21 protein-coding genes are annotated in these 25479 nt (G+C 46.3%); 10 read left to right on the top strand and 11 right to left on the bottom strand.

What is annotated here, in order from left to right:
• The first annotated feature begins 118 nt into the window (after positions 1-118).
• Together HMPREF1222_RS12205 and HMPREF1222_RS12200 are read left to right on the top strand one after the other, a co-directional pair.
• Positions 119-862: a hypothetical protein gene (locus HMPREF1222_RS12205; protein ID WP_016519641.1), complete on the top strand. Its 744-nt coding sequence runs from the start codon at positions 119-121 to the stop codon at positions 860-862.
• A 23-nt stretch (positions 863-885) separates the two neighbouring features.
• Positions 886-1812: an SAM hydrolase/SAM-dependent halogenase family protein gene (locus HMPREF1222_RS12200; RefSeq protein ID WP_006188057.1), complete on the top strand. Its 927-nt coding sequence runs from the start codon at positions 886-888 to the stop codon at positions 1810-1812.
• 272 nt (positions 1813-2084) lie between these two features.
• Here HMPREF1222_RS12200 and HMPREF1222_RS12195 read toward each other — a convergent pair whose 3' ends face one another.
• From HMPREF1222_RS12195 to HMPREF1222_RS12175, 5 genes are all read right to left on the bottom strand, one after another.
• Entirely contained in the window at positions 2085-3899 is a 1815-nt protein-coding gene (locus HMPREF1222_RS12195; protein ID WP_006188058.1) for a DNA topoisomerase IV subunit B, read from the bottom strand.
• 85 nt (positions 3900-3984) lie between these two features.
• Positions 3985-6972: an insulinase family protein gene (locus HMPREF1222_RS12190; protein ID WP_016519640.1), complete on the bottom strand. Its 2988-nt coding sequence runs from the start codon at positions 6970-6972 to the stop codon at positions 3985-3987.
• Complete coding sequence (locus HMPREF1222_RS12185) at positions 6960-8021, bottom strand: flagellar motor switch protein FliG (protein WP_016519639.1); 1062 nt, start codon at positions 8019-8021, stop codon at positions 6960-6962. Before HMPREF1222_RS12185 ends, HMPREF1222_RS12190 begins: the two co-directional genes overlap by 13 nt.
• A 45-nt stretch (positions 8022-8066) precedes the next feature.
• Positions 8067-8537, bottom strand: coding sequence for a hypothetical protein (locus HMPREF1222_RS12180; protein WP_016519638.1), 471 nt, complete (start codon positions 8535-8537; stop codon positions 8067-8069).
• Positions 8527-9678, bottom strand: coding sequence for an AAA family ATPase (locus HMPREF1222_RS12175; RefSeq protein WP_016519637.1), 1152 nt, complete (start codon positions 9676-9678; stop codon positions 8527-8529). The genes HMPREF1222_RS12180 and HMPREF1222_RS12175 overlap by 11 nt, the downstream gene beginning before the upstream one ends.
• A 142-nt stretch (positions 9679-9820) precedes the next feature.
• On the opposite strand from HMPREF1222_RS12175, the gene HMPREF1222_RS12170 reads away from it, so the two are divergent.
• From HMPREF1222_RS12170 to HMPREF1222_RS13025, 3 genes are all read left to right on the top strand, one after another.
• Positions 9821-13495, top strand: a complete 3675-nt coding sequence (locus HMPREF1222_RS12170; RefSeq protein WP_016519636.1) for a DEAD/DEAH box helicase — start codon at positions 9821-9823, stop codon at positions 13493-13495.
• Between the two features lie 101 nt (positions 13496-13596).
• Positions 13597-14181: a methyltransferase domain-containing protein gene (locus HMPREF1222_RS12165; protein ID WP_016519635.1), complete on the top strand. Its 585-nt coding sequence runs from the start codon at positions 13597-13599 to the stop codon at positions 14179-14181.
• Positions 14182-14352, top strand: coding sequence for a hypothetical protein (locus HMPREF1222_RS13025; RefSeq protein WP_006188064.1), 171 nt, complete (start codon positions 14182-14184; stop codon positions 14350-14352).
• A gap of 81 nt (positions 14353-14433) precedes the next feature.
• On the opposite strand, the gene HMPREF1222_RS12155 is transcribed toward HMPREF1222_RS13025, so the two are convergent.
• Positions 14434-14913 carry a GNAT family N-acetyltransferase gene (locus HMPREF1222_RS12155; RefSeq protein ID WP_016519634.1) on the bottom strand — a complete coding sequence of 160 codons (480 nt, stop codon included), beginning with the start codon at positions 14911-14913 and terminating at the stop codon, positions 14434-14436.
• Between the two features lie 240 nt (positions 14914-15153).
• On the opposite strand from HMPREF1222_RS12155, the gene HMPREF1222_RS12150 reads away from it, so the two are divergent.
• The 5 genes from HMPREF1222_RS12150 (at position 15154) to HMPREF1222_RS12130 (ending at position 21078) form a co-directional block, all read left to right on the top strand.
• Positions 15154-15906, top strand: coding sequence for an ABC transporter ATP-binding protein (locus HMPREF1222_RS12150; protein WP_016519633.1), 753 nt, complete (start codon positions 15154-15156; stop codon positions 15904-15906).
• An 84-nt stretch (positions 15907-15990) separates the two neighbouring features.
• A complete protein-coding gene (locus HMPREF1222_RS12145; RefSeq protein WP_016519632.1) occupies positions 15991-17523 on the top strand; it encodes an ABC transporter permease in 1533 nt (510 codons plus the stop codon).
• 34 nt (positions 17524-17557) lie between these two features.
• The gene (locus tag HMPREF1222_RS12140) at positions 17558-18892 is read left to right on the top strand and encodes an ABC transporter permease (protein WP_016519631.1); all 1335 of its coding nucleotides are present in this window, start codon (positions 17558-17560) and stop codon (positions 18890-18892) included.
• 135 nt (positions 18893-19027) lie between these two features.
• The gene (locus HMPREF1222_RS12135; protein ID WP_016519630.1) at positions 19028-20209 is read left to right on the top strand and encodes an MFS transporter; all 1182 of its coding nucleotides are present in this window, start codon (positions 19028-19030) and stop codon (positions 20207-20209) included.
• A 95-nt stretch (positions 20210-20304) separates the two neighbouring features.
• Positions 20305-21078: an outer membrane lipoprotein-sorting protein gene (locus tag HMPREF1222_RS12130; RefSeq protein WP_006188071.1), complete on the top strand. Its 774-nt coding sequence runs from the start codon at positions 20305-20307 to the stop codon at positions 21076-21078.
• 447 nt (positions 21079-21525) lie between these two features.
• Here HMPREF1222_RS12130 and HMPREF1222_RS12120 read toward each other — a convergent pair whose 3' ends face one another.
• The 5 genes from HMPREF1222_RS12120 to HMPREF1222_RS12100 form a co-directional block, all read right to left on the bottom strand.
• Positions 21526-21747: a hypothetical protein gene (locus HMPREF1222_RS12120; RefSeq protein ID WP_006188073.1), complete on the bottom strand. Its 222-nt coding sequence runs from the start codon at positions 21745-21747 to the stop codon at positions 21526-21528.
• A gap of 24 nt (positions 21748-21771) precedes the next feature.
• Entirely contained in the window at positions 21772-22131 is a 360-nt protein-coding gene (locus HMPREF1222_RS12115; RefSeq protein WP_244870179.1) for an AAA family ATPase, read from the bottom strand.
• 45 nt (positions 22132-22176) lie between these two features.
• Positions 22177-22797 (bottom strand): hypothetical protein, encoded by a 621-nt coding sequence (locus HMPREF1222_RS12110; RefSeq protein ID WP_016519628.1) that lies wholly within the window; start codon positions 22795-22797, stop codon positions 22177-22179.
• Positions 22798-22902: 105 nt separating this feature from the next.
• Positions 22903-24453, bottom strand: coding sequence for an SLBB domain-containing protein (locus HMPREF1222_RS12105; RefSeq protein WP_016519627.1), 1551 nt, complete (start codon positions 24451-24453; stop codon positions 22903-22905).
• Complete coding sequence (locus HMPREF1222_RS12100) at positions 24443-25465, bottom strand: GNVR domain-containing protein (RefSeq protein WP_016519626.1); 1023 nt, start codon at positions 25463-25465, stop codon at positions 24443-24445. The genes HMPREF1222_RS12105 and HMPREF1222_RS12100 overlap by 11 nt, the downstream gene beginning before the upstream one ends.
• Between the last annotated feature and the right edge of the window lie 14 nt (positions 25466-25479).

Below are 25479 nucleotides of genomic sequence, written 5' to 3'. Positions count from 1 at the left end.
AAGTTTGCCCAAGTGCAAACTTGTATATTATATGCACGTTCTCACTTCGTTGCGGGCGTGCGTAAAAAGTCAATTGAAAGTTGATACTTTCTTCTCGACTTTTTATTGGAGTGTAAAAATGAAACGTATTATTCCCCTTTATTTATTGATTGCAGCGCTCGGCGTTACTTTTTTAAGCGGTGCATGTGCCTCTAAGCCCAAAAAGAATGATCCCGATTTTCTCGGTAATTATCCGGTGCAATCGTTAGGTGTGCTGCACTTGAATATAGTAAGACGATATTCCAATGATTTACTGCCTCGCGATGTCAGCTTTATTTTCGAACCTTCGACCAACACCGTTAAGTTTCATCACAAGATGATGGGCGATAACATCTGGATTTCGTTAAAAAAGAATGAACGCGCACTTTTGAGAGAAGCGATTGAACGATATCTTACCGCTTTTTCCGATAAAACATTGACTTCCGAAGGAGCAAAGAAACGGGGGGCTTTCGGAAAGGCCGATATATTAATGACATGGGGACTGTTCGGAGGCGCACATGAAGCGTATCCAACCTTGCGGTTTGATTATCAGTTTATTACTCCGCAGCGGCCGTACTTTATTCTTGCAAATGCAACGACTCAAGCGGAAAACGGCGCGAACTGCCCTGCCATAAGGATTGCAATTTCGCCGGCACAGTGCCAAGATGTGTTAAAGGTATTGGATGAAAATGCCCTTTTACAACTGGTGCAAGAATTAAAAGCAGAATACGAAAAATACGATGCATTCGATTCAAATACAGCTGCAGTTAAAAATATCGAAAGCGCCCCGGAAGGAAGCGACACGCCTGTAAAACAGGAAAACGTTGTATTTGATGAATTTTAAAAGCTATTATGCGAGGAGGTATTATGCGCAATAAGAGGTTATTCGGTTTGATTGCGGCGGGAATACTGATAGTAACGATTGGTATGTCCGGCTGTGCGGGAACACCGCGGAATTCCCGGCCGTTGGTATTTCAGACGGACTTCGGTTTAAAGGACGGTGCGGTTTCAGCAATGAAGGGGGTTGCTTTTACGCAATCGGCAGCAATTCCGCTATACGATCTTACCCACGAAATACCCGCTTACAGTATCTGGGATGCAGCGTATCGGCTCTTTCAGACGGTAGAATACTGGCCGGCAGGTACGGTGTTTGTGTCGGTTGTTGATCCCGGCGTCGGTACAGACCGTGATTCAGTCGTCTTAAAAACTAAAACGGGACACTATATTGTTACCCCCGATAATGGAACGCTCACGCTTGTTGCCGACCGGCTCGGTATTGCGGAAATCCGTTTAATTGATGAATCGGTAAACCGCCGGAAAAATTCCGAAAAAAGCTATACCTTCCACGGCCGTGATGTATATGCGTTTACCGGAGCGCGGCTCGCAGGAGAAATTATCGGTTTTGAACAGGTTGGACCTACGAAAAAGGATATTGTCCGTATTCCTTACGAGAAATCTCGTTTTGATAAAGATGCACTGTTAGGTACTATTCCTGCGCTTGATGTGCAATATGGGAATGTGTGGACAAATATCGGCCGTGAAACGGCGGAATCATTGAAATTAGCCGTTAACGATGTCGTGCAAGTAACAATATTCAATGACGGAAAACAGGTTTACACCGGTTCGATGCCGTATGTGAATAGTTTCGGCGATGTTCCTGATGGGAAACCGCTGCTGTATTACAATAGCCTCGATTGTTTATCGATGGCATTGAATATGGATAATTTCGCCGCCGTACATAAAATCGAATACGGCGGCGAATGGACGGTAAAAATCACAAAGGCTGCAAAGTAGATAGAGCCGTCTTTGGGGATGTCTCAAAAGTTGATTACTTTTTCGACATCCCCGCGAGTTTAAAATTAAGTCTTTATACAATAATGACTTAATTTTAAACATCGTACTTACATCTAAGGAAACTGTCCACAAACTGTTACGCAATCCGCTTTAGCGGATATGATAAATTATTTCCTTACAGAAAAAGCCGATAGGCTTTCAGTTTTTGGACAGCCCCGTGTGCTTCTAAAAACTTGTGTTAGATTTTTAGAGAGAAGCTTTTTTGTTATTCCCTATGCGTCGATTTCCGCAAGGAGGTTTTTCATAATAAAGGCCTTGCGTTCGGGGGTATTTTTTCCCATATAAAACTCAAGCACGCCGGGAATCTTTTTAACGGTTTGAATGCTGACCGGTAAAAGGCGGATATCCTTTCCGATAAACTGACCGAATTCGCTGGGACTTATTTCTCCCAATCCCTTAAAGCGGGTAACCTCCGCCGCGGTACCGAGCCGCTTCATTTCACTATCCCGCTCTTTTTCCGAATAGCAATAGCAGGTCTCTTTTTTAGTGCGCACCCTAAAAAGCGGCGTTTCCAAAATAAAAATCCGCCCGCTCAACACTAATTCTTCAAAATAGGTGAGAAAAAAGGTCAGCAAGAGGTTTCTGATATGGAAGCCGTCGTTATCGGCATCGGTTGCAATAATGATCTTATTATAGCGGAGACTTTCAAGGCTGTTTTCGATGCCGAGCGCCATCATCATATTGTAGAGTTCCGCATTTTTGTAGATGGCTGCCCGCTTTTTGCCGTGCATATTTTCGGGCTTACCGCGCAGCGAAAAAAGCGCCTGCGTGAGCACGTCGCGGCTTGAAACCATTGAACCCGACGCCGAATCTCCTTCGGTAATAAAGATCATCGATTCATTGCCGTACTGCTTATCCCCAAGGTGAAACTTGCAGTCTTTCAGCTTAGGGATCTTCATTGCGATTTTTTTTGCGGCGGCCTTCGCCTCTTTTTTAACGCTGTTCAGCTCCGTCCGCAGGCGCTCGTTTGCAAGGATTTTTTCTTCCAGCTTGCGCGCGGCTTCGGCATTTTTTTGCAGCCATTCCACCACAGCGGCCTTTGTCCCGTTGACAATCCACGTCCGAACCTCGGTGTTGCCGAGCTTATTTTTCGTTTGACTCTCAAACACGGGCGCTTGCACCTTTACCGCAACCGCAGCGCAGGTACCTTCGCGGACATCCTCGCTCTTATAGTTTTTGCGGTAGTATTCATTTATCCCTTTCAGCAAACCTTCTTTAAAGGCGGAAAGGTGGGTGCCGCCGTCCGAGGTATACTGCCCGTTGACAAACGAAAAATAGGTTTCTCCGTAGTTATTGGTGTGGGTAAAGGCAAACTCAAGTTTCGCTTCTTTAAAATGCGCAATCGTATAGAGCGTCTCTTCACCGATTTCCGCATTAAGAAGATCGAGCAGACCGTTTTCGGATATGTATGAAGCGCCGTTAAAGGTGAGCGTAAGACCGGCGTTTAAATAGGCGTAGTTCCACATCCGCTTTTCGATAAAGTCGAGGTTGAACGCGTAGTCGCCGAATATTTCCCTGTCGGGGATAAACTCCACCAATGTACCGTTTTTAATGCCTTTTTTGGCGTCTCCCTGCTTTTCGTGTTTTAGTACGCCCCGTTCAAACACCGCTTCGGCGTACTTCCCGTCGCGGACTGAAACCACCCGGAAATACTCGGAGAGGGCGTTCACCGCCTTGGTTCCGACGCCGTTCAGCCCTACGGAAAACTGAAAGACTTCATCGTTGTACTTTGCACCGGTGTTGATTACCGACACGCATTCCACCACCTTGCCCAGCGGAATACCGCGGCCGTAATCCCGCACGGTAACCTTGTTGTCCTGCAACATTGCATCGATACGGTCGCCGTTTCCCATGATAAACTCGTCGATGGAGTTATCGAGCACCTCTTTTAACAGGATATAAATACCGTCGTCGGGATTGGAACCGTTTCCGAGCCGGCCGATATACATACCGGTGCGGAGCCTGATATGCTCCAGCGAGCTGAGCGTCTTTATTTTCGATTCGTCATAGGTATTCTTTGCAGCCATGTTATTTTAAATTTTCCTCCCTAGAAACTTTTGCAGGATGTTTAAATATTCAAAAAAGTAACCGAGCTTTAAGGAAGCTCTCTCTTTAAATTGAAGGTAAAACGGTGATCGGCGGAAGGCCTAAGGTGTCTACCGTTTGACGCAGCGCGGTCTCGGAGCATATCACCGCAGCGGTACTGCCGGATACGCTTGCGACGAGCCGTTCGGCAAAACGGTTCATGCGCTCCTTTGTACAGGCAATAATACCTTCGATTATCCGCATCCGCGTCTGATGGGTTATTCCATTCAACAGACGCGAGAACGCCGCCGAGCTTCTCTGCGCAGGAGTTCTCGGCTGGAGCGCGATACTGTAGGTGCCGGTAATTAGCGCTTCCATTTCGGAGTCGGTAAGCGGCGCAGTGATGCTCTTTTCGATACAGTCCCGTATAACAGCCAGCGATTTCAGCGGCGTAGGGTCGCGGTAGGTAGTCAGCGTAAAAAGAGCTGTGGCGGAATCGGGATATGCGGAAACGCCGTAAGCGCCGCCTTTTACGCGGATAGTCTCCCACAACGCCCCCGTCTCGAGCCATTGGGCATAGACGATGGAAGCTCCGTATTCGTTTTCGTCGAACACGGCCGGCACAAGCTGCGCCGCGAAGCCTACCTGCACGGCGCTGGGAAAAGCCGAAAGCGCGGCCGGTCTTTCAAAAGGTTCCGCTCTAAAGCCGCCGGTACTGCGGTGCGGAAAACCGAACTGCTGCAAATGCGGGAAAAGCGCTTTTTTGATACTGCTTACATCGGCGGCAGTACCGCACACTTTAACAATCAGGCCGGAGCGCATCAGTTTTCCGTGTATTACTTCCAGTTTACGGACAAGGCCGCCGATTGCCGCCGGTTTTTGCTCCAGAGCCGTATATTTCCCACGTAAGAAACGGAGCTGAGGAACACCCGTCCACAGGTTTTCCGCCCGTTTCGACCCCGAATAGGCAGAAGCCGCATACAGCGAAGCCAGCGTATGTCCCGAATACGAGGGGAGCGGATCAAGATCGTTTTTCAGCTGAATAAAAATATCCTTCAGCCGTTTTTCGTCGGCAAACGAAATACCGTTAAGATACGAAAAGATACGGTTTACCGCGGGCTCGATATATTCGGGCAGCATCTTGGCGCGGATTAAAATCCAGTCCCTGTCTACCACATCTTCCGCACGTAACGCGTTATCGAAGAACACCGGCGCTTCGGCTGTCCGATGCTTACCGGCGGAAAAGGTAACGGCGGAAAAGCCTCCCGTTAGATAGGCAAATTCGGCCGCAACGGAATCCCACGTTTGAGTTTTCGTACCCATTGAGGAAAGCGCCGCCGTATAGAGCGTTAAATACGCGTAGTCCTCCGCTGAAAGAGAATCGGCAGGGATTGCAAGATCGAGATAGGTGATGCCGTTTGTCGGCTGTTCATGCGCGATAACGGGTACTTTACCGGCATATTCGATGTATTCGGGGATAGGCGGTTCAAGCGGCGGCAGCTCCTCTTTTGAAATATGCGGAATGAGGTTTTGCATTCCGGAATCCGCCTCGGAATTAAGTTCCGTATCGGCATCCGACTTTTTACGATCGGCCGTTAAGGTTTTCCGTTCGGCGGGGCTCAACGCATCCGCTGCCTGCTGCGCTTCTTGAGCGAGCGTTTCATCGATTTTCTCGCAAAACCGAGGATCCGGATGTACGGAAACAGTCGTCCGGTGAGGATTATCAAGCAGCAGCGTCTTAATCAAGTTTTGCGTATAGCGGAGATTTTCGGAAATCTGCTGTTTAAGCCGCTGAAAGGCCGGTATGTAGCGGAGCGAGGTCTCCGGCGCAAAGCCGTGTATCCAGCCGCGGAGCGCCCGCCTCATCAAAACCAGCGAAAAAGGGCCGCCCGAACGGATAATTTCTCTATTGCAGAAGTCGAGGGAGTTAAGCGCGGTTTCAATCAGCTGAGGCTCAAACCCGTCCCGTGCAATTTCTTCAAGGCCGGAAAGGATGAACGCTTCAAACCGATGCTCCGCGCTTTTATCGATGTCTGCGAGGCCGAGCGTAAAACAGATGTTTTTAAGGTCTGCCTGCCCGCCGTTGTACGGATACACGTCTTCGGCAAAGGGGCAATCGAGCAGCTTCTTTTGCAAGGGCGCGCCGTCGTGTCCCAGCAAAACCTCTTCCAAAAACATACAGTCCATCAGCCGGTCTATATCGGCGCTTTCGGGTAACAGCCAATTCATCGTTACCGTAAGCTTGTCGGGATTTTTCCCTTCTCCTGCCGGAGCCGCCGCAGAATAGACGCGGGGTGCAGGATAGGGCGTAATAGCCGGAATGAGCGGAGGCCTTTCCGCCGGTTCAAAAAACTTGAGAAAATGCTCTTGTAAAAAGGCAAGCTGTTTTTCGGTTTCGATATTGCCGTACAGGAACACTTTGCAGTTTACCGGATGATAGTATTTTTTATGGAAAGCGCAAAAGTCTTCATAACTGAGCTTCGCAATATCGGGCGGAAAGCCTCCCGAATCGTGCGCATATACGGTGTTCTGCAATAAGGAATACCGCAGCTCACGGTCTACACCCGAATCGAAATCCGCATACGCGCCGCGCATCTCATTTAACACCACGCCGGAAAAATACGGCTTTCCGGCTTCGTCCAGTTCAAGCCGATGCCCTTCCTGTTCAAAGGTTTCCCGTTTGAGCAGCGGAAAAAAAACCGCATCGCCGTACACCGACATCAAATTAAAATAGTCTTTTTCGAGGATACTCGACGCGGGGTACACGGTCTTATCGGGAAATGTCATCGCATTTAAAAACGTCTTAACGCTCTGCTTGGAAAGTATCAAAAAGGGATCTTTTAACGGATAGTTTTTTGAACCGCAGAGCACCGAATGCTCCAGAATATGAGCGACGCCCGAACCGTTTTCAGGCGCTGTCATAAAAGCAAACGCAAAGAGGTTCTCGTTGTCATCGTTATGAATGTGATAAACTTCAAGTCCCGTTGCGCAATGCCGCGCAAAAATACCTTCCGCCTGCATTTCGTCAAGCGCCGTTTTTGAAATAATTTTAAACCCGTGGGTTAGGTTATCCATACGTCGTCTCCGTCCTTTCCGAATAAGAGCAAATCACCGTCTTCCCAGCTTTTCCGCAATTCCTGTAAGAACCGGTTGGTTACTTCGCGGCATTCCCGCACGGAAACCGGATGGGATACTTGATCGTCGAGGATGAACTGCTGCCTGTTTTTCGAAATGTTATCGAGGATTTTTTTAACAAACGCTTCCGGTTTATAGGAAATCAACGCGGCGATATCCGCCGTTTCCATGCCGGATAATTTTTTCTGTAAGAAGCGGTCGTCGGCTATGAGCACATCTTCAAAGGTGAAAAGCCGTTCGCGGATATTTTGTTCAAGCTCGGGATTGGCCTCTGCGATATTCCGTAAAATAAAGTTTTCCGTTTCGGCATCGCTGCGCCGCAAAATCGCAGCCAGCACCGCGCGCCCGTCGATTGCTTCGGTAGCCGATCCCGTCCGTATGCGGGTAAACTTTTCGCGCATAGAGGTACTGACCGTCCGCAGGATTTCGGGGTCGATCGTTTTAAGCCGCGCGAGGCGGAGCACGATGTCTTTTTTTTCGGCATCGTTTAAACCGGTAATATACGCAGCCGCTATTTTCGGCTCCAGCTGAGAAAGTACGAGCGCCTGCGTTGCAGGCATTTCGTCCGCTAAGAGCCGCTTGAGCTTTTCTCCGTCGATACCATCCAAAAAATCGAACGGACGCTCGGCAGCAGGCGGTATTGCCCGCTCGATAATCTCTCGAGCTTTTTCTCCGCCGAACGCCGCCGTCAGAATTCCTTGAGCGGTTTCTACGCCGCCGACGGAATTTTTTGCTTCGTTATAAAGCGCGGTAAATTCGCTTAAAATATAGGCGGCTTCGTCTTTGTCGACATAGCGGATTGTCAGCATCTCCGCTACTACTTTTTCGATTTGCTCGCGCGTGAGTTTTTGCAGAACCTTTGCGGCCTGCTCCTCTCCGATTAAATATAAAAATTTTGCAACGCGGCGGTACGGGTTTTCCTTTTGCCCGCCCTCAGTAGGAACTTTTATTAAGCCGCGCCGCTGTATCTCACTTTCCAGATCGCTCATCTTATCTCCCAAAGCTCACGCATAAAAAGCTAATCCTTACGATTGTCATTTTTTTGAAATATAAAATTTATGATACAAGTCTAAGAAAACAATATAAAATACATCAGGATTTAATTGAAATTTTTCAACATCATTTTTGTCGATGACAAATCCGATCAAACGTTGATCACCTTCCAATCTAAAGCGTGCCCATTTTACTCCTGCCGGGATATATTTCGGATGGAAAAAGTTTGATTTAGAAGGAAAGTCTTGATAAACGGCTAATACTTTACCATCTCTATGGCCTATGGGTGTTGCTTCCCAATGGGATCTGTTTTCCTTTGAATACCATTTAAGTTTTTCTATTATTTTATAAAACTGCTCTACCGATAAATCTGAAAATTTTTGTCCTTGTGTATCATCTAAAAATCTAAAATTAAACGATAATAATCCTCTTAGTGTTTTATAGACAGTTTCTATACTTTCTTGCGGAAAATTAGCTAATTTATTTTCTTTTTTTACATTTTTATGCTTCAATTTTAGGGTATCCTCCCAATAAGTGCCTTCTATATGGAGCCGATACTTTTCTGTCGTTTTTCAAAATATTGGTGTCCGGCTCATCAAGCCGATAACCAAAGCTTTCCCCATCATCTTTCTCAAATAAGTAAGATCGATACTTTCCTAAAATATCAAGATTATCAGGATTTACACTGGTAAAAATCATTTGTGCATTATAAGGATTAGATTTTGAATCTGTAAAAAGTTTGATTAAATGAGGTAAAATATCAGGATGCAAATTAATATCGAATTCATCAAGTAGTAAAACGCCTCCTGACTGTAAATTTTGATAGTAAAAAAGTAAATTGATATAAAGAGCTCTTGTACCTGTTGATTCCGAATCTATTCCTAATTTATATTGAGTGTTTTCATTTTCATGAAGGAAAATCGGAAAATATATTTTATTATTCTTTTCATCTTCACGATATGAAATCGTAATATTTGAAATTCCCGTGTCAAACTTTTGAATAAGATTCTTAGTAAAATTTAAAGCGTCTTGATTGTGAAAATACATTTTAGAAATTAAAGGTATATCCATGCTCATTTCATAGCGTAATCCTCTATACGTAACATTAATTATATTTTTAGCAAAAAAATCATAAACATCGTTTATTTCTTGTATTCCATATTGATGAAGGGTACTAATAAATGATGCATTATTTCTTAAAATAATTTTGTTTTCATTATCGTACAGTTTATTTATGGTAATTTCATTATTAGTACGTTCAAAATAAATTTCCTCCATTGTACTTTTAACTAAAAAAAGGAGCTCTTTTTCAACATGATCCTTATGTAAAACCGCTTCATAACGATATTCAAGACCGTCCGTATCCATAAATTCAACGTAAAATTCAGATGGATTATTATTATTAAAAAATGAATCAAATAAAATTGATGATTCAGTAGAATACGAAAAACTATTTTTAGCAAAATCTGCGATAAAAGCAAAAACTTTTAATGCATTGGTTTTTCCGGAAGCATTTGCCCCTTCATAACCCAGAAGTAATGAATAGTCTCTTCCTAAAGAAATATCTTTAGGAACGTCCTCGTTTAATCTTAAATTTATATCCAGCCAATCCTTAAAGCACCAGCAGTTTTTTGCTCCGTATCCCAATAACATAACTTTCCCCGTTTATATTCTTGCTAATAATACTAAATACTTTAGACATTCGTCAATATTTGTCAAATGTCTAAAAATTTACCTGTTTGATTTAACAATACATCCGCTGGCATCTTAGGCTAAAATCCTATAAAATCGTCCCATGGCACGCAGTAAGTACGGAACAACGCCGTGGGGCGCATGGTTTTTACGGATGATCGAGAGTTATGACGGCGACGGGCGGGTATCGCGGGGGAAAAGTTACGCGAATACCGGTAAGGTAGATTCCCTCGTGATTACCGGCAATAAAGTTGCAGCCCGCGTCGCGGGACATTATGACCCGTGGTATTATATTTCGCTCACCTTTCCCCGTATTTCCGAACCGAATCGAAAAAAATTGGAAAAAATCTTAGCGGAGCATCCCGCCGACTTCATCGCATTGGGAAGCGGTACGATGACGGAACACCTTGTAACGCTCTTTGAGGCAAAGGATATACGATTTATTCCCCGCCGCTGGAGCCTCATTGAAAGCGATTGCTCCTGTCCCGACTCAGCTTCTCTGTGTAAACACATCGCCGCGGTGCTGTATATTCTGGCAAAAGAAATCGACCACGATCCGCGGCTCCTCTTTCAGCTTGCGGGCATCGATCTTGCCGAACTGCGGGAAAAAATACTGCCCGCCGTAGGGGATATGTCCGCCGAACCGGCTCTAACCGTCGTACCGGAGCAGGGTGCATCACCGGCAACCGGTGATGCCACAACCGTCGGGGCGCAAAGAAAAGCGAGGCAATCCGGCGCGGCGGGTACGGCGGCTAACGTATCGCCTCTTGCTATGCCGTCAGAACCCGAATACGAGCATCCGGTGCCGTTATCCCTGCGCCGTTCTGATGAGCCTGCGCTGGACGTACCGGCGGAACTTCCCCGCTTTCCGCTTGAAGAATCGTTTTTACCGCTGATTTCCGCGCTGCTTCCGCCGCTTACACCGTTTTATGATGATGACTTGGTTGCAGCCTTTAAAGAGCTATACCATAAACTGATTGTCCGGCAGAACAAAGAATTCGAGTTGACGCTTGAGCAGCGGATTGCCGTTTTAATGAAATCCGGTACGGGCTGCGCATCGGCGGCAACGCTGTGCGATTCAAGCCGCCTTTTGTACACGCCGGTTCGGCTCGATACGGCAAAACTGCCGACGCAAAAAACGGCAGGGGGTCCGGCTTTCCCCTTGCAGAAAGAAGCAGCGTTACAGCTCCGCGTGCGGCTTCCGAACGGTACGGAGGCGGCGCTGACACTCGTGCAAGCGCTTCATCTCCTGCGCGGCGTTACGCCTGCCGCGGATTCTCCGGACGGCATGAAAGCAGCATATACGGTACTGACACTCGGAGAGCGGCTCGTCGCCGAGTCTGCGCTGTTACCGGCAGTATATCTCGATCCGGGAACGCGGAAACTGGCAATATTTTGGAAGCCGCTGACTTCGGCGCAGGCTGTTTCCGCTGCAATCGACCGCTGTGCACCCTTTATTACCGAATCGTTTTTTCCGCAAGTATCGCTTTGGGGTAGGCTGTACTGCGCCAAACTGCTGCTGACAGCTTTCCTCACCGAATATGTGCGCACCACCGATTTTATGCCCACCGGTATCCGCCAAGCGGAACAGGAAATTGCGGCGCTCTTTTTCCAAGGCGCGACTATCAATACGAAGGCGCCGGGTATGCGCCGCCTTCCCGCATCGATTAGCCGTTGGCTTGCCGCGCTCTACTACGACAGCAACAGCCTCCGTTTCCGGCTCATCTTGGAGGAAGCGAAAAAATCCGACTTTGAGATTTCCGCCGAGGTTTGCCATAGCGAAGAAACGAAGAACCGGTTTGTACCGTTTTCCCGTATCGCCGACTATGCACAAATTGAAAGCAAAACGGTGGAGTTCGCGATTGCGCTTTCTGCATATCTGCCGAAATTAACGGAGATGATCGGGCAAAAGTCGGTTCCGCTTACGCAGGAAGAGACGGCGGTGTTTTTACGGACGGCGGCGCCGCTCCTCTCCCGTTTTGGGATAGAGGTCGTGCTGCCTAAGACTCTACAGCGGGCGCTGAAACCGCGGGCGGTGTTCCAGCTGAAACGGCAAAAGGGAGCCGGCGCCGTACAGTCGTACCTCAGCCTTGATAACCTGATGGATTATGACCGCAGCATTATGCTCGGCGATACCGTCATCAGCGCCAAGAAATTCCGCGCATTGATGAAGCAGAGCAGCGGTCTGGTGAAATTCAACGACCGCTACATCCTTGTTGATCCCGAACACACGGCGCGCCTTCTCGAAACCATGCAGCACGAAAGACCCGATATCAACGAGGTCATACAAGGGACGCTGACCGGAGATACCGTAATGGCGGACGGCGCGCCGTTTTCTTATTCGCTCTTTCGGGAAACGGATGCCGCGGTACCCCGCACATTGCAAGCGACGCTCCGGCCGTATCAGGAAAAAGGTTTTCAGTGGCTCTATTCTACCATTAAAAGCGGTTTCGGCTGTCTGTTGGGTGATGATATGGGACTCGGTAAAACGCTGCAGGTTATCGCCCTCATTCTCAAATTGAAAGAACAAGGCTTTGAGCATAGCGGCATCCTTATCGCGGCTCCGGCGAGTCTTTTACCGAACTGGGAACATGAGCTGCACACCTTTGCTCCGTCGCTGCGTTGTACCATCTTGCACGGACAGGGGCGGCGGTTTTCCGCAAAGTCTGACATTCATATTACGACGTACCAGACCCTCCGGCGGGATGTAAAAAAACTTTCCGAAAAGACCTTTGACTGTCTGATTATCGATGAAGCGCAGGCGGTTAAAAATACGCAGACCAAAAATGCCCAAGCGCTCAGGCTTTTGCAGGCACAGTCCCGCATCGCGATGACCGGTACGCCGGTTGAAAACAGCCTTGAGGATATGCGCGCCTTGTTCGATTTTATCATCCCGGGCTATCTCGGCTCTGCGGAAACCTTCCGTAAAAAATGGCGCATACCCATCGAGCTGCACGGCGATGCGGAGACTGCGGAGTCCTTTCAAAAGATTACCGCGCCGTTTTTACTCCGCCGCCTTAAAACCGACCCTGCCGTTATTTCCGACTTACCGGAAAAAGTGATTACGCCGCAATACTGCCGCCTGACGCCGGAGCAAATTGCGCTGTACGAAAGCCTTGTTGAAACGCAGCTGAAAAGCGTATTGAAAACCGAAGACGGGATTAAGCGGAACGCGCTGGTGCTTAAACTGCTGACCGCCTTAAAGCAGGTGTGCAACCATCCCCATGTCTATGACGAAAGCTTTCAGACCGATACGGCGCTTTCCGGAAAAACCGCCGCGCTGATGCAGCTGCTCGGCGAAATATTGGACGCCGGCGAAAAGACACTGATTTTTAGCCAATACACGCAAACGCTCTTTTTACTGCGGAAGCTGATACAGGAGCAATTCGGAGATGAGCCGCTCCTCTTGCACGGACAGATGCCGCTTACCGCACGGAAGTCCGCAGTCGAATCGTTCCAAACCGATCCGGCGCAACGCATCTTTCTTATTTCGCTCAAGGCAGGCGGTACCGGCTTAAACCTTACCGCTGCAACCCGCGTTATCCACTTTGACCTCTGGTACAACCCTGCGATAGAAGATCAGGCGACCGACCGCGCATTCCGAATCGGGCAGCACAACACCGTGTTTGTGTCCCGTTTTATCTGCGCCGGTACCTTTGAAGAAAAAATCGACGAGATGATTCAAAAGAAGCGGCATATTTCGCAGATGACCTTGAGCGGCGGCGAATCGTGGATCGGCAAGATGAGCAACGCAGAACTTGCCGAGTTGTTTGAGTAAAGAACCGCAACACACTTAAGCGTTTTAGGAGATGCCTCATTGTAAACAGTTCACATGGAACGGTATAGTCTAAAAGAGCAAGCGAGGATATAATCATTTGAATGAGTTACGATAAGAATGCGGTGAAAGAAGCCGTCAAAGAGCATTACGAAAATCTGGCACATGGAAGCCTTTCCGTACATGGTGAGGCTGAAAAGATAACGACTTCGATAGGCTATGCCGCACAAGATTTGGTCGGCATTCCGAAAGAGGCCGACCTCGGGCTCGGCTGTGGAAATCCGCAAGAAGCTGCCAAGCCCCGCTTAAACGAAACCATCCTTGACTTAGGATGCGGAAGAGGACTTGACTGCTTTATAGCGTCAAAAGCTGTCGGTAAAAACGGAAAAGTTTTCGGGCTTGACAGCTCAAAAACTATGATCAGCCGCGCTTCGGAAATCGCCGTAAAAAACGGGTTTACGAATTGCGAATTTATACTTGGCGAAATTGAACATATTCCGCTTTCCGATAGTTCCCTCGATCTCATCATGAGTAATTGCGTGATAAATTTGTCAACGGATAAATATGGAGTGTATTCAGAGCTTTACCGCTGTCTTCGCAAAGGCGGAAGAGTCACGATTTCCGACATCACTTTAAAGGCTGCTTTGCCGCACGAATGGATCTCTGATCCCGATATGGTAAAAACGTGAGTGGGGGGAGCTTGGTCTGCGGAGCAGATAAAAGACACCTTTGAAAAAATCGGCTTTATCAACATAATCATACGTTCAAAAGACGTTTCAGACGAATACGCAAAGAAATGGGGACACGGCTTGGCAATAAAAACCTATATCCAAAGCAGCCTCATTTACGCAGAAAAATAAATGTTATACCCTTTCGTTCCGGAACGCCTTCGGCGCAGCTCCCATCGCTAACCTTTGGGATAAAAACACAGGCTCCGCGCCCTAGAGTTTCGGTAGAAAGTCTTTGTAAATACCGGGCGTAGAGCCGTCAATCAATACGGCGCCGACGGTTTTTTGATAGAAGGATTCGGGGCCGACTCCTCCGATAATGGCATAGGCATACCCTTCGTTGCGTAAGGCATGGAGTGATGCGAGCAGCAGCGCTTTGCCGATCCCTTTTCCCTGCTCATCTTCCAATACCTTTGTAGGGCCGAAAAAGTCGGGCGCGGTTGCGTTATAGCACGCATATCCGAGTATGTTCTGCCCGCGGGTAGCGATAAAACAGCTCACCGGTATGCGGGAAAAGCAGGTGTCGCATTCACCTGCTGCGCTTAAAGTGGAATGTTCTTTCACCCATTCAACGATTCGAAACTTATCGGGCGTCATCGCGCGCCGGATATGCACATCGTATTTCCGTTGCAATTCCGCATAAAGCTCTTCTGCCGGAGACAGCCGGAGCAAGTTTACCAACATATCAGCCATAGTTATCCCTTCTTTTAAAATACTTCTGCGGCAGTATAGCATAGATAGGCCGGTTTTTAGAAGCTCCCTTATACCGGCTGTTATGCAGCTGCAAATAAAAATACTGCACCATCGCGTTTTTTCGTAACAGGTTTTATGAAAAACAAGACAGGGTTTCTATTGAATAATGTTGCCCAATAGTGTTAAGGTATACCCCTGGCATCCGCACAACATTGTCTATTTATTTATAGGAGATTATAGATGACTATTGTACAAGTGAAGAATTTACGCAAGACGTATCTCTTAGGAAAGGTTTTGGTAGAAGCGGTTAAAGGAATTAATTTTTCCATCGATGGCGGAGAGTTTGTCTCCATTTCGGGACCTTCCGGTTCGGGGAAATCCACCACGCTCAACATGATTGGGTTGATCGACACGCCGACCTCCGGCGAGCTGATCATCAATGGAGAAACAATTTATCAGGAAAAAGACTTTGCCTCTCTTTCCAAACGGAAAAACAAGGGCTTAAAAATTCCGCCGAAGCTCGACAAGCGGATCACTCAGCTGCGCCACGAGTATCTGGGTTTTATCTTTCAATCCTTTAACCTGATTCCGGTTTTGGACGTATACGAAAATATCGAGTTTCCCCTTTTGTTCGGTAAGGCAAAAGAAAGCAAAGAAAAGAGCAAGGAATGGATTGAACACCTCATCGAAAAGGTCGGATTGAGCGAATGGACGCACCATAAATCGAACGAGCTTTCAGGCGGTCAGCGGCAGCGCGTTGCTATTGCCCGTGCCTTGGTTACCAAGCCTGCATTGGTGCTTGCCGACGAACCCACTGCAAACCTCGATTCCAAAACCGGCGATCAGATTCTTGCACTGATGAAGGACATGAGCCGCGAGTTTAATACCACCTTTATCTTCTCCACCCATGATGCTAAAATTGTCAATATGACCGACCACCGCATCAAAATCTTAGACGGAAATGTCGTCGAGGACACGAAGGTTAATGGATAATTAGTAATGGGTAATGGGTAATTATGATTTATCCGACGGAAGTGCAGTATTTGCATGATTATGAATTAAATTGAAGAGGATATAATGAATAAAACGATTTTTAAGTTGGCGTTGAAAAATCTTTTTTCGCATAAGACAAAGACGCTGATTATTATGATTTTGATCGGGCTCGGCAGCTTTTTGGTGGTGCTGGGGCTCGGTGTGCTGAATTTCGCCGAACAGCAGGCAAAGAATGTATGCGAGAGCGACTTTTGCGGCGATATTTTTATTACCGGAAAACCGGCTGATAAGGATGTCTTTGTAACAATTGCCGGTGCATATAAAAATGTCAACACGGGTAAGCTGCCTTCGATGCCGTATTTATCAAAGATAGAAAAAATTGAGGCAAAGTTACATGACATGCCGGAAGCTTCTGTGTTTACGCGGGGAATGGTTGTTGGGTATGGTATGCTGCGTCCGGCTGACCTACCGGATATGTGGGAACCTAAGAGCGAAAACTTTGCGTATATGCCGTATGCTACGACACTCGGTATCGAGCCTTCTTCTTACAAAAAAACATTCGAGACAATCAAAGTGTATGAAGGTGAATTTCCTGATTCGGATGATGCAGAATTTATCTTATTGCCGCCAAAAGTAAAAGAAAAGTACGAGAAATATTATGAACGGGAATTGCATGTTGGAGATGAAGTTGTGGTGATGAGCTTTGGAGAAAAAGCAAAGCTGCGCAAAATAAAGGTGAGCGGCTTTTTTACCTTTGCACATCCCGATACGGCGGTTCAAGATGTGCTTTATACGGATATCAACAGTGCGCGTATGCTTGCAGGCGTAACGATGGGGGCTCGTACCGTTACGGAAATTCCTCAGTCAATCGATTTAAGCCTTGCAGAGAAAAGCGAAGACGACTTGTTCTCCGATGATGCAGTCGGTGTTACCGAAGAGGCGGAAAGCATCACTGAAAAAAAAGCGACTGCGGAAGATTTGGAAAATATTTTAGGCAGTACGGAGCTGCGCAATCAGCTCAATATGGCGGACACCGATGCATGGCATTTTGTAACGGTTAAACTGAAGGATCCTTCAAAAACATCCCGGGTGATTGCAGATTTGAATAAATGGTTTGCGGAAGAAGGTCTTATAGCACAAGCGCTTCCGTGGGATAAAGCAGTGGTGCAGTATGCTGCTGCGATTAAGATGACACGGACGCTGATGATTGCGGTGCTGGTATTGCTTGCCGTTGTGGTGCTTATCGTCATTATGAATACGCTTGTCGTTTCTGTGATGGAGCGAACGGCAGAAATCGGTACGATGCGTGCCATCGGAGCAAAGCGTTCCTTTGTCAGGCGGCTCTTTTATACGGAGTCGTTTTTACTTTCGTGCGTTGGGGCTCTGTGCGGGATTACTCTTGCGATTATCGCAGGGCTTATCTTTAATGCGTTGGGAATCAGACTTCCGAATGAAACGATGGCTGTTATGTTCGGCGGTTATAAAATCCAGACAGCTATCTCGCCGGTTGCAGTATTGAGTACACTTGCCGCTATGCTTGCCGCCGGAGTAATTGCAAATTGGTATCCGGTCGGACTTGCATTAAAGATCAGCCCATTGGAAGCCATCAACAAATAAGGCATTGTTAATGAAGGTATTGTAAGGAAAGATTATGAATATATTAAAGATTGCATTTCGGAATTTAAATAGGCAAAAACGGCGTAGTATGTTGTTGGTTATTGCGATTGTATTTGCGTTTCTTATTGTAACATTGATCGACGGATTATCGGCAGGTGCGCGTAAGAGCCTGGAATATCAGATTGCAAAGATTATCGGCGGGCATGTCTATGTAACCGGGGCAGAAAAGGCAGCGGACAAGACAGAAGATGATAAGGCGAATGAATACCTTCCCCCCGAAAGTGTTGAGCTTGTGCATAGAATCATCAAAGAAGAAAAAATTGATGCATTGTATACAACTGTACGTGCACAGCGTTACGGCACGCTGATTTTTGCAGGGAATCAGTTGACTGCTCAAATTGCAGGCTGCAAATTCGATGAGGAAGAAGCCTTGCGCAACAGTTTCGCGTTTAAAGAAGGCGGATGGGAGAATGTAACCATAGAAAACGCTCTTTTTATCCCTCAAAAAACTGCCGAAGCGCTGAATGTCGCTTTGAATGATGTTATCCTTTATGAAATGACTACGTTAAGCGGGCAGGCAACGGTTGCGGAATTTCAAATAGCTGGTATCTATCAGGATCAAAGCCAGTTTGATCAAATACAGTTTTATGCGAACTTCGATTATCTCAATAAAATTGCCGAAATTCCCGAAGGGTGTGTTGCTCAGTTCGGTATTTTCTTGAGAGATGAAAACCAGCAAGATGCTGTTGCGTCCATTTTTGAAAAGCGCCTTGCCGAATACGGTCCCGTTACCAGCCGTGAACTGGCGGCGCAGTTTAACCCAACCTCTCCCGGGCAGGAACTGCTGCGGCAGTTGAATGACGGTAAGTGGGACGGAACAAAATACGCCGTTATGACCTTCTACGATTTTGCGCCGCAGATGGTAACGCTCTCGCAGACGATACAGTGGGTCAGTCTCGGTGTGCTGTTGGTATTGCTGCTCGTTACGATGATCGGTATTTCCAATACGTTCAGGATGGTGGTACATGAGCGGAAGGGGGAAATCGGCACCATGCGTTCCTGCGGTGTCAGCAGGGGGAAGGTGAGTCTTTTATTTCTTGCGGAAGCAGGCTTTCTTTCGGTCATCGGCGCCGTAGCGGGCTTTGTGCTTGCACTGCTCGTTATGCTGATTATCAGCCTTATCCCCATATCGATTGACTCGGTACTCAGTATGCTCACCACAAACGGGCATTTCTTGTGGATACTGTCGCCGACCGTTATCTGCTTAAAATTCCTGCTAACGGCTTTCTTGGCAATTCTTGCAGCGCTCGGTCCCGCAATCCGTGCAGCCAACATGATTCCTGCGGAAGCGCTGCGGTCAAGCAAGTAACAAGGTTTCGCTTTCTGACGCAAATTAAATCTAAGGAAAACCTCTAAAAACGGAAGTTTTTAGAGGTTCCCGAAAGGAAGTCGTATTATGCCAACGGGTGAAGAGCCGTTGTATTTGGAAAAAAGAAATTAAACTATGACGCATGTGTTGTTAGCGATTATTTATGTGGCATTTATCAGTTTAGGTCTGCCGGATGCGCTTTTAGGCGCTGCATGGCCGTCGATGTACCGTGACTTTTCCGTTCCAGTTTCTTATTCCGGTATTATTTTTATGATTATTGCCGGTGGAACGATTGTCTCCAGTTTGCAAAGCGACCGGCTGACCAAAAAATTAGGTGCCGGAGCCGTTACCGCTATCAGTGTTCTGACAACGGCGCTTGCGTTATTCGGCTTTTCCATAAGCCATTCGTACATTGCACTGTGCCTCTGGGCAATTCCGTACGGACTCGGCGCCGGAAGCGTGGATGCCGCTTTGAATAACTACGTAGCAATTCACTATGCAAGCAGACACATGAGCTGGCTGCATTGTATGTGGGGAGTCGGCGCTTCGCTGGGGCCGTACATAATGGGATACACCTTAACCGGTGGAGCGGGTTGGAATAGCGGATACCGTTATATCGCCGTTTTGCAAATCGGCTTAACGGCAGTGCTGTTTTTCAGTTTACCGTTGTGGCGCGGACAGACAAAGATTGCACGTAAAACGGGAGCTGCGGATACAAAAGCCGCCCCGATTCCGCTGTGGCACGTGGTTATGATCCCCGGCGCAAAAGAAATTATGCTTACCTTTTTCTGCTACTGCGCCGTGGAGCAGACGGCTAATTTATGGGCGAGCAGCTATCTTGTTCTGCATCGAGGTATCTCTGCAGAGACTGCCGCCGGTTTCGCAAGTTTATTTTTTGTCGGTATCACTGCAGGCAGATTTTTGAGCGGTTTTTTAACGCTGTTGTTGAACGATACACAGATGATCCGGCTGGGACAAGGATTGATTGCAGTCGGTATTATCACGCTTTTGCTGCCGTTCGGAACAATTACTTCATTGGTCGGTTTACTGCTTATCGGATTGGGATGCGCGCCGGTGTATCCTTCGATTATCCATGCGACGCCTGCCAACTTTGGAGAAGATAAGTCACAGGCGATGATCGGGGTTCAGATGGCCTCCGCTTATGCCGGTACCTGTCTTATGCCGCCGGTATTCGGACTTGTTGCAAATCATCTCGGCATATCACTGCTACCGTTTTATTTGATGCTTATCTTGATAGTAATGGTGTTTATGCACGAAAGGATGTTGACAAACACGGTCGACAACAGCGTAATGTAATATCGAAATTAAAGAAAACCTCTTGAGGGGTTCTCTAAAATAATAAAACCTAAAATTGAGTTTTTTATATATTTTATATAATTGAGGAGAATATGATGAACTACAAAACGATGATGAAAAAATACACCGTAGTGTTTTTTGCTGCGGTCTTGTGTGTACTGCCGCTTTCGGCACAAATACCGAGTACGGAAGAGATGTACGGTATTCTGGAGAAGCAGTACGAGTCTGGAAACTTCGATAAGGACATAACCTGTACACTTTCGCTCATTATCGAAAAACCGAACGAACCGAAATCTGCGCAGCAGTATAAATTGTTCCGGCGTGATACAAAAGATCAAACCACACTTGTGCAGCTTGCGCCTGAGGCGGATAAGGGAACGGGGTATATGCAGGAAAAGAATAACCTCTGGGTATATGATCCTACGTCGCATCAATTTACCCACTCTTCGCTTAAGCGCGCTATCGGGGATTCCGACGCAAGTGTTTCGGATGTTAATAAACGGTCTGAATTTAGAAAGACTTACGAAATTACCGATATAGCAGCATCAAAACTCGGTAAGTTTGATGTATATGCAGTTACGCTCAAGACTCTTCTTTCTGACGCGCGGTATGCGCAGGAAAAATATTACGTGCGTAAAACTGATCCGCTTATCTTAAAAATCGAAAGCTACGGCTCAAGCGGACGGCTGATGCGCACCACGCTCCTGCCTAAATACGTCAAAATCGGTAATTTCAACTGGCCTGCTCAATCCATCTATATTAACGAAATCAATAAGGGTGAAAAGACCACGCAAATACTCTCCGATTTTGATACCTCCGACATACCGGATGTGGTGTTTACGAAGGCCTATCTTGAAAAGATCAATTGATCGTTTGCAAATAGCGGGACATCTACTGCGTCGCACGGCAAAAAAGTGTCCTCAACGTATCGAAGATACGCCTGCGGTACTTTTTTGCCTACCTCCTTGTATCTATCTCCGCTATTTGCAAACGCGCTGAAGGGGCAGAACCGCCACGGATGGCGGGGGAGTAAATCAGTAACGAGTTTAGACGTAAGGCTAAACTCGTAGCCACAGAATGTACAGGACGTACATTCTGTGGCGTGCCTGCGGGTGTTTTTTGTGCGCTCCTAGCAGTTTCAGAACGGACAGGGATGTCCGTGATGATAAGCAGCAGCGAGATTTGTGTTATGCACAAATCTCGTCGTTGAGAAGCGTACAAGGAAGTACGCTTCTCAACAGGCTATTTGCAAAAGTGCTGGTTCTGCAGCACGGACAAGAATGTCCGCTTCGGTAATTTTTCTGAGACAACGCTTTTCATTGCTCTCTTGTTAAGAACAAATTCAGTTCATCCTCAAGACTGACCAGCTGAGCTTCCGCTTTTTTAATTTTTTCAAGCATGGCTTGCCGTTGTATTTTTTCCAACTTGGAAAATACCGTATCAAATAGCTCTTTTTCAGTTACTGCAGATTCTTGATTGAGGTATTCGATTGTATAACATCCTGTCGATGCCGCTGACGGCTGATTATTTTCCTGCATATTCTCATTTCCTCTGTAATAATATTAAAACAGCCCTTCACAGACGAAGCCCGAAATATTCCGATTTAGCGCGGATTGTACTTCGCTTTGAAAATTAAATTCCGATGTAAAATTACCGACCCAATGAATCCGGATAACAGGATACGGTTCAAAGTCATATTTATCGTAAATATATAAACCTTTAAAGAACTCTTTTTTCCCTTCAAAAATCGCTTGCAGCGTTGTTAAAAAAAGGCTTTTACCAAACCGGCGCGGGCGCGATAAAAACACATATTTGTATGTATTCAGTATTTCATACGCCTCTTTTGTTTTATCAATGTAGAGATAATCATTTTTAATAATTTCTGAGAATGTGTGTATTCCAATCGGCAGTTTTTTCATCATTATCTCCGCTACACTCGAACAATGTATTGAATCGTGAACAGTCCCCTACTCCCCTATCCCGAGCAGTTCACGTACATGACCTTGAAATTCGCCGGAGGTTGTCTCTCCGTTCAAAAAAGTTTTTATCTCCCGCTTGATGCCGGTAGGGAAACGCCGCCAATAAGATTCTGTCCAATTATGCATTGCTGCAGTAAGGCTTCGCTGTGTTTCAACCGGCATCTCGCCCAGACTATATGACACAAACTGTATCACCATTTCGTATAAAAGGTCGGCAGGTATACCTTGTACCGAGCCGTTCTTTGCTAAAGAAGCACGGCGGCTTTTACCATGCAGACCGCCTGACTGGGGTATCCACGAATCGACAAGTTCAGCAAGCTGCTCCTTAGAAAGTTCGGGAGCTTCTTTTTGTAAAAGATCGGCTGCATAATTCCGAAAAGTATGCCGCACTCCATCCATACTCGCATCAATTGAAGCATAGATCGATTCCGACATTTTCTTGGCAGCCTCTTCGGGTGTAAACGGAATATTGCCGTGCATCGCTCCGTCAAGCTGCTTTTGCCGCCGTTCAACCGCTGCAGCAAAGGCTTCAATCTCGCGTATATCCGCCTTATTCAATATATAATCAAGCGCAAAAAGAAAGTCTCTGTCGCTATTTGCATTACTCATGAGGAAAGCATATACTATTTTGAGGGATTTTAAAAGAGGAAGGAGAAAAAAGAAACATCAATAATAAGAAATCTCTAAAACCCGGAGCTTTTAGAGATTTCCAAATTATTTATACATAAATGTTAAAATGGCTACGACTGCGGTAACAACAGTTGTTGTTACCGTAATAAGAGGTACATAGATATTGAAATTATACATAAATGCGTTGCTTTTAGCCGCAATAATCGTATTTGGTCCGATAACGGCATCTATAGCGAGCTTTTTACCGTATACATCGGTAATTGTAACAGCACGTCCGCTGTTCCGCTGATAGTCAAAACCGCCGGCAAGCGCAATATAATAGTCATACGTTCTGCCCGGTGTATACGGATAAGCACCGGGCTTCGTAACAGCACCGGTTACGGTAACTGTTTGCTTAATTTCCGGAACAATGATTCGATCATCCGCCTCAAGAAGAATAACTTCACGATAAGATTGATCAAACAACAGAGGACTTAAATTGACCGGTATCTGCTTGCCCTGCCGAAAAATATACGTTCCAGCAGTATCGATCCACGGTTTGGTAAATAACGTCAATCTTTCACGCACAAGCGAAACAAGATCATCACCTTCATTAAAAGGGATAGGAATAGTAGTGGTAGCAATCTGGCTGTTGCCGGAAGCGTCTTGCCCAGTTGTACCGGAAGAAATTCTTTGTGTATCTCTTAAACCGTTTATCTTTTGAGTTTCCACCGAAAGCATGGCTCGTGTTTCAGCATCAAGCGGGATATCAAGATAAATAACGGGACGCAGCATATTCTTGTTGTCGACATATACCTTATCCAAATGTTGTAGAGGCTCTATACTTTCTCCTTGGCCGTTGGTCGAAACAAAAAAAGAATCGAACTTTATACTTCCGTCTTCGTTGTTCATGGTACGGGTAATTTTTACCTGTGTTCTATCCGCACCGTCGGTATATCCGCTGCCGTAAATGGTAATAAGATCAGTAAGAGTCTCTTGTTCCGCTAACTCATACGTTCCGGGACGCTCAACCGCACCGGAAAGAGTAATACGCCGTTTAATCCGCGGAATAGTAATAACATCACCGGGAGATAAATAAGGATCTTGCCGTAAATCACCATCACGAAGTGCTTTAAATAAATCATAATCGGCCGTTTTTCCGGAACTACCCGTAATGGACAAATAGCGGTTAGAAGCAAAATCGGTTAATAAGCCGGCAACAGCTTGCGATACACGCATAAGCCCCCAAGCTTTCACCTCCGTCGTCTTAACGACCTCACCTTTGACGGTTACTGTAAAGGAACTGGGGCTGGCAAGCACAAATTGCACAACACTTAAAGGATAATTTTGGGAAACAAGCGCTTCCACCTGCCTTTTAACTGCAAGGAAGGTTTTGCCATTTGTATTCACCGACCCCAGATTTGACACACGGAGAATACCGCTTGAATCCACAACAATCTGATAACTCACAGCTGCTTGTCCGGCTGTATATCCCAACTGATATATATCGCCCGGCAAAACACGGTAATCGGGATTAGACATAGCTTGCTGAGCAAGCCGTTTTGCCTCCGCTTCCGAGCTCGACTCTTCTGCCGCAAATGAAGGAAAGAGAACTGCAAAACATACGCATATCAAGAATATGAGTTTATGCTTCATGTTGCACTTCTCTTTTCCGTAACAACTTTGCACGGAATACCGGATCTTTCCATATTTCCTGCAGCGCATTTAAAAGAAATGCAAGGAAGATGGAAAAAAACAATCCTGCCCCAAAAGCAATAATGCATATTTTTGCCCGTGAAGGTCCCGATTTTTTTTCGGGTATTTCCGGCATATCAAGTATTTGAAACACAGGAGTTTCGCTTGCTATTTCTACTTTTAATAGTTCATATTGCGCCTTTAATTGTCCATATACCCTTTCTTGAACGCTAATTTCACGTTTGATTTGCTCCATCGCAAGTGCAGCGCCTTTTATTCCGCCTGATTGAGCTATTTTATTTTCCAAATCTCCGGCTTCTTGTTCCAACCGTTTTATCTCATTAAACGATTGTTCCAAACTCTTTTCTAAATTTTGCTTTTCCTGAACTTTTGTATCAAGCCCAAGCTCTGCAAAACGTTTTTCATAATAGTCAACCGCAAGTAATGCAGCTTTTTGAGCAAATACAGGATCAACATGCGTAGCGGCTAATGAAAAGACTCCGCTTTTTTCATCCATCTTTGCTTTTATTAGCCCCTTTACGATCTTCCGGCTCTCAGTTTTGATGAATTTCTTAATCTTATATTTTTCGGAAATATGCAATTCATCAGCAATAGTGTCAAGAAAAGAGTTGCTATCGGCAATATAAAACGCTAACTGTTGTGTCGTATTTCCTCCGGCACCGATCCCCCCTGTCAAGCCGCCTAAACCGCTTTGCTGCAGAAGAGATGATAAAGCACCGCTGCCAGAGCTATTTCCACTCTGTATCCGCATAAATGCAGTACTGGTATATACATCCGGCATAAAAGATTTTTCCGGATCCATTTTTTTACCTATAAAAGTATAGACAAATACCGCTATAGAGAGCAAAACAGTGACGCCGATAATGAGCTGTTTCCACCGCCACAATACCGCGGCTAAATCCAGCAAAGATATTTCTTCGGATTCGGTCTTTATATCATCCACAATATACATTTTCTCCTCACTAA

The sequence above is a fragment of the Treponema vincentii F0403 genome (assembly GCF_000412995.1).
Lineage (GTDB): Bacteria > Spirochaetota > Spirochaetia > Treponematales > Treponemataceae > Treponema > Treponema vincentii.
The sequence above is the reverse complement of the archived record's forward strand: the minus strand, read 5'-3'. Positions and strand labels throughout refer to the sequence as shown.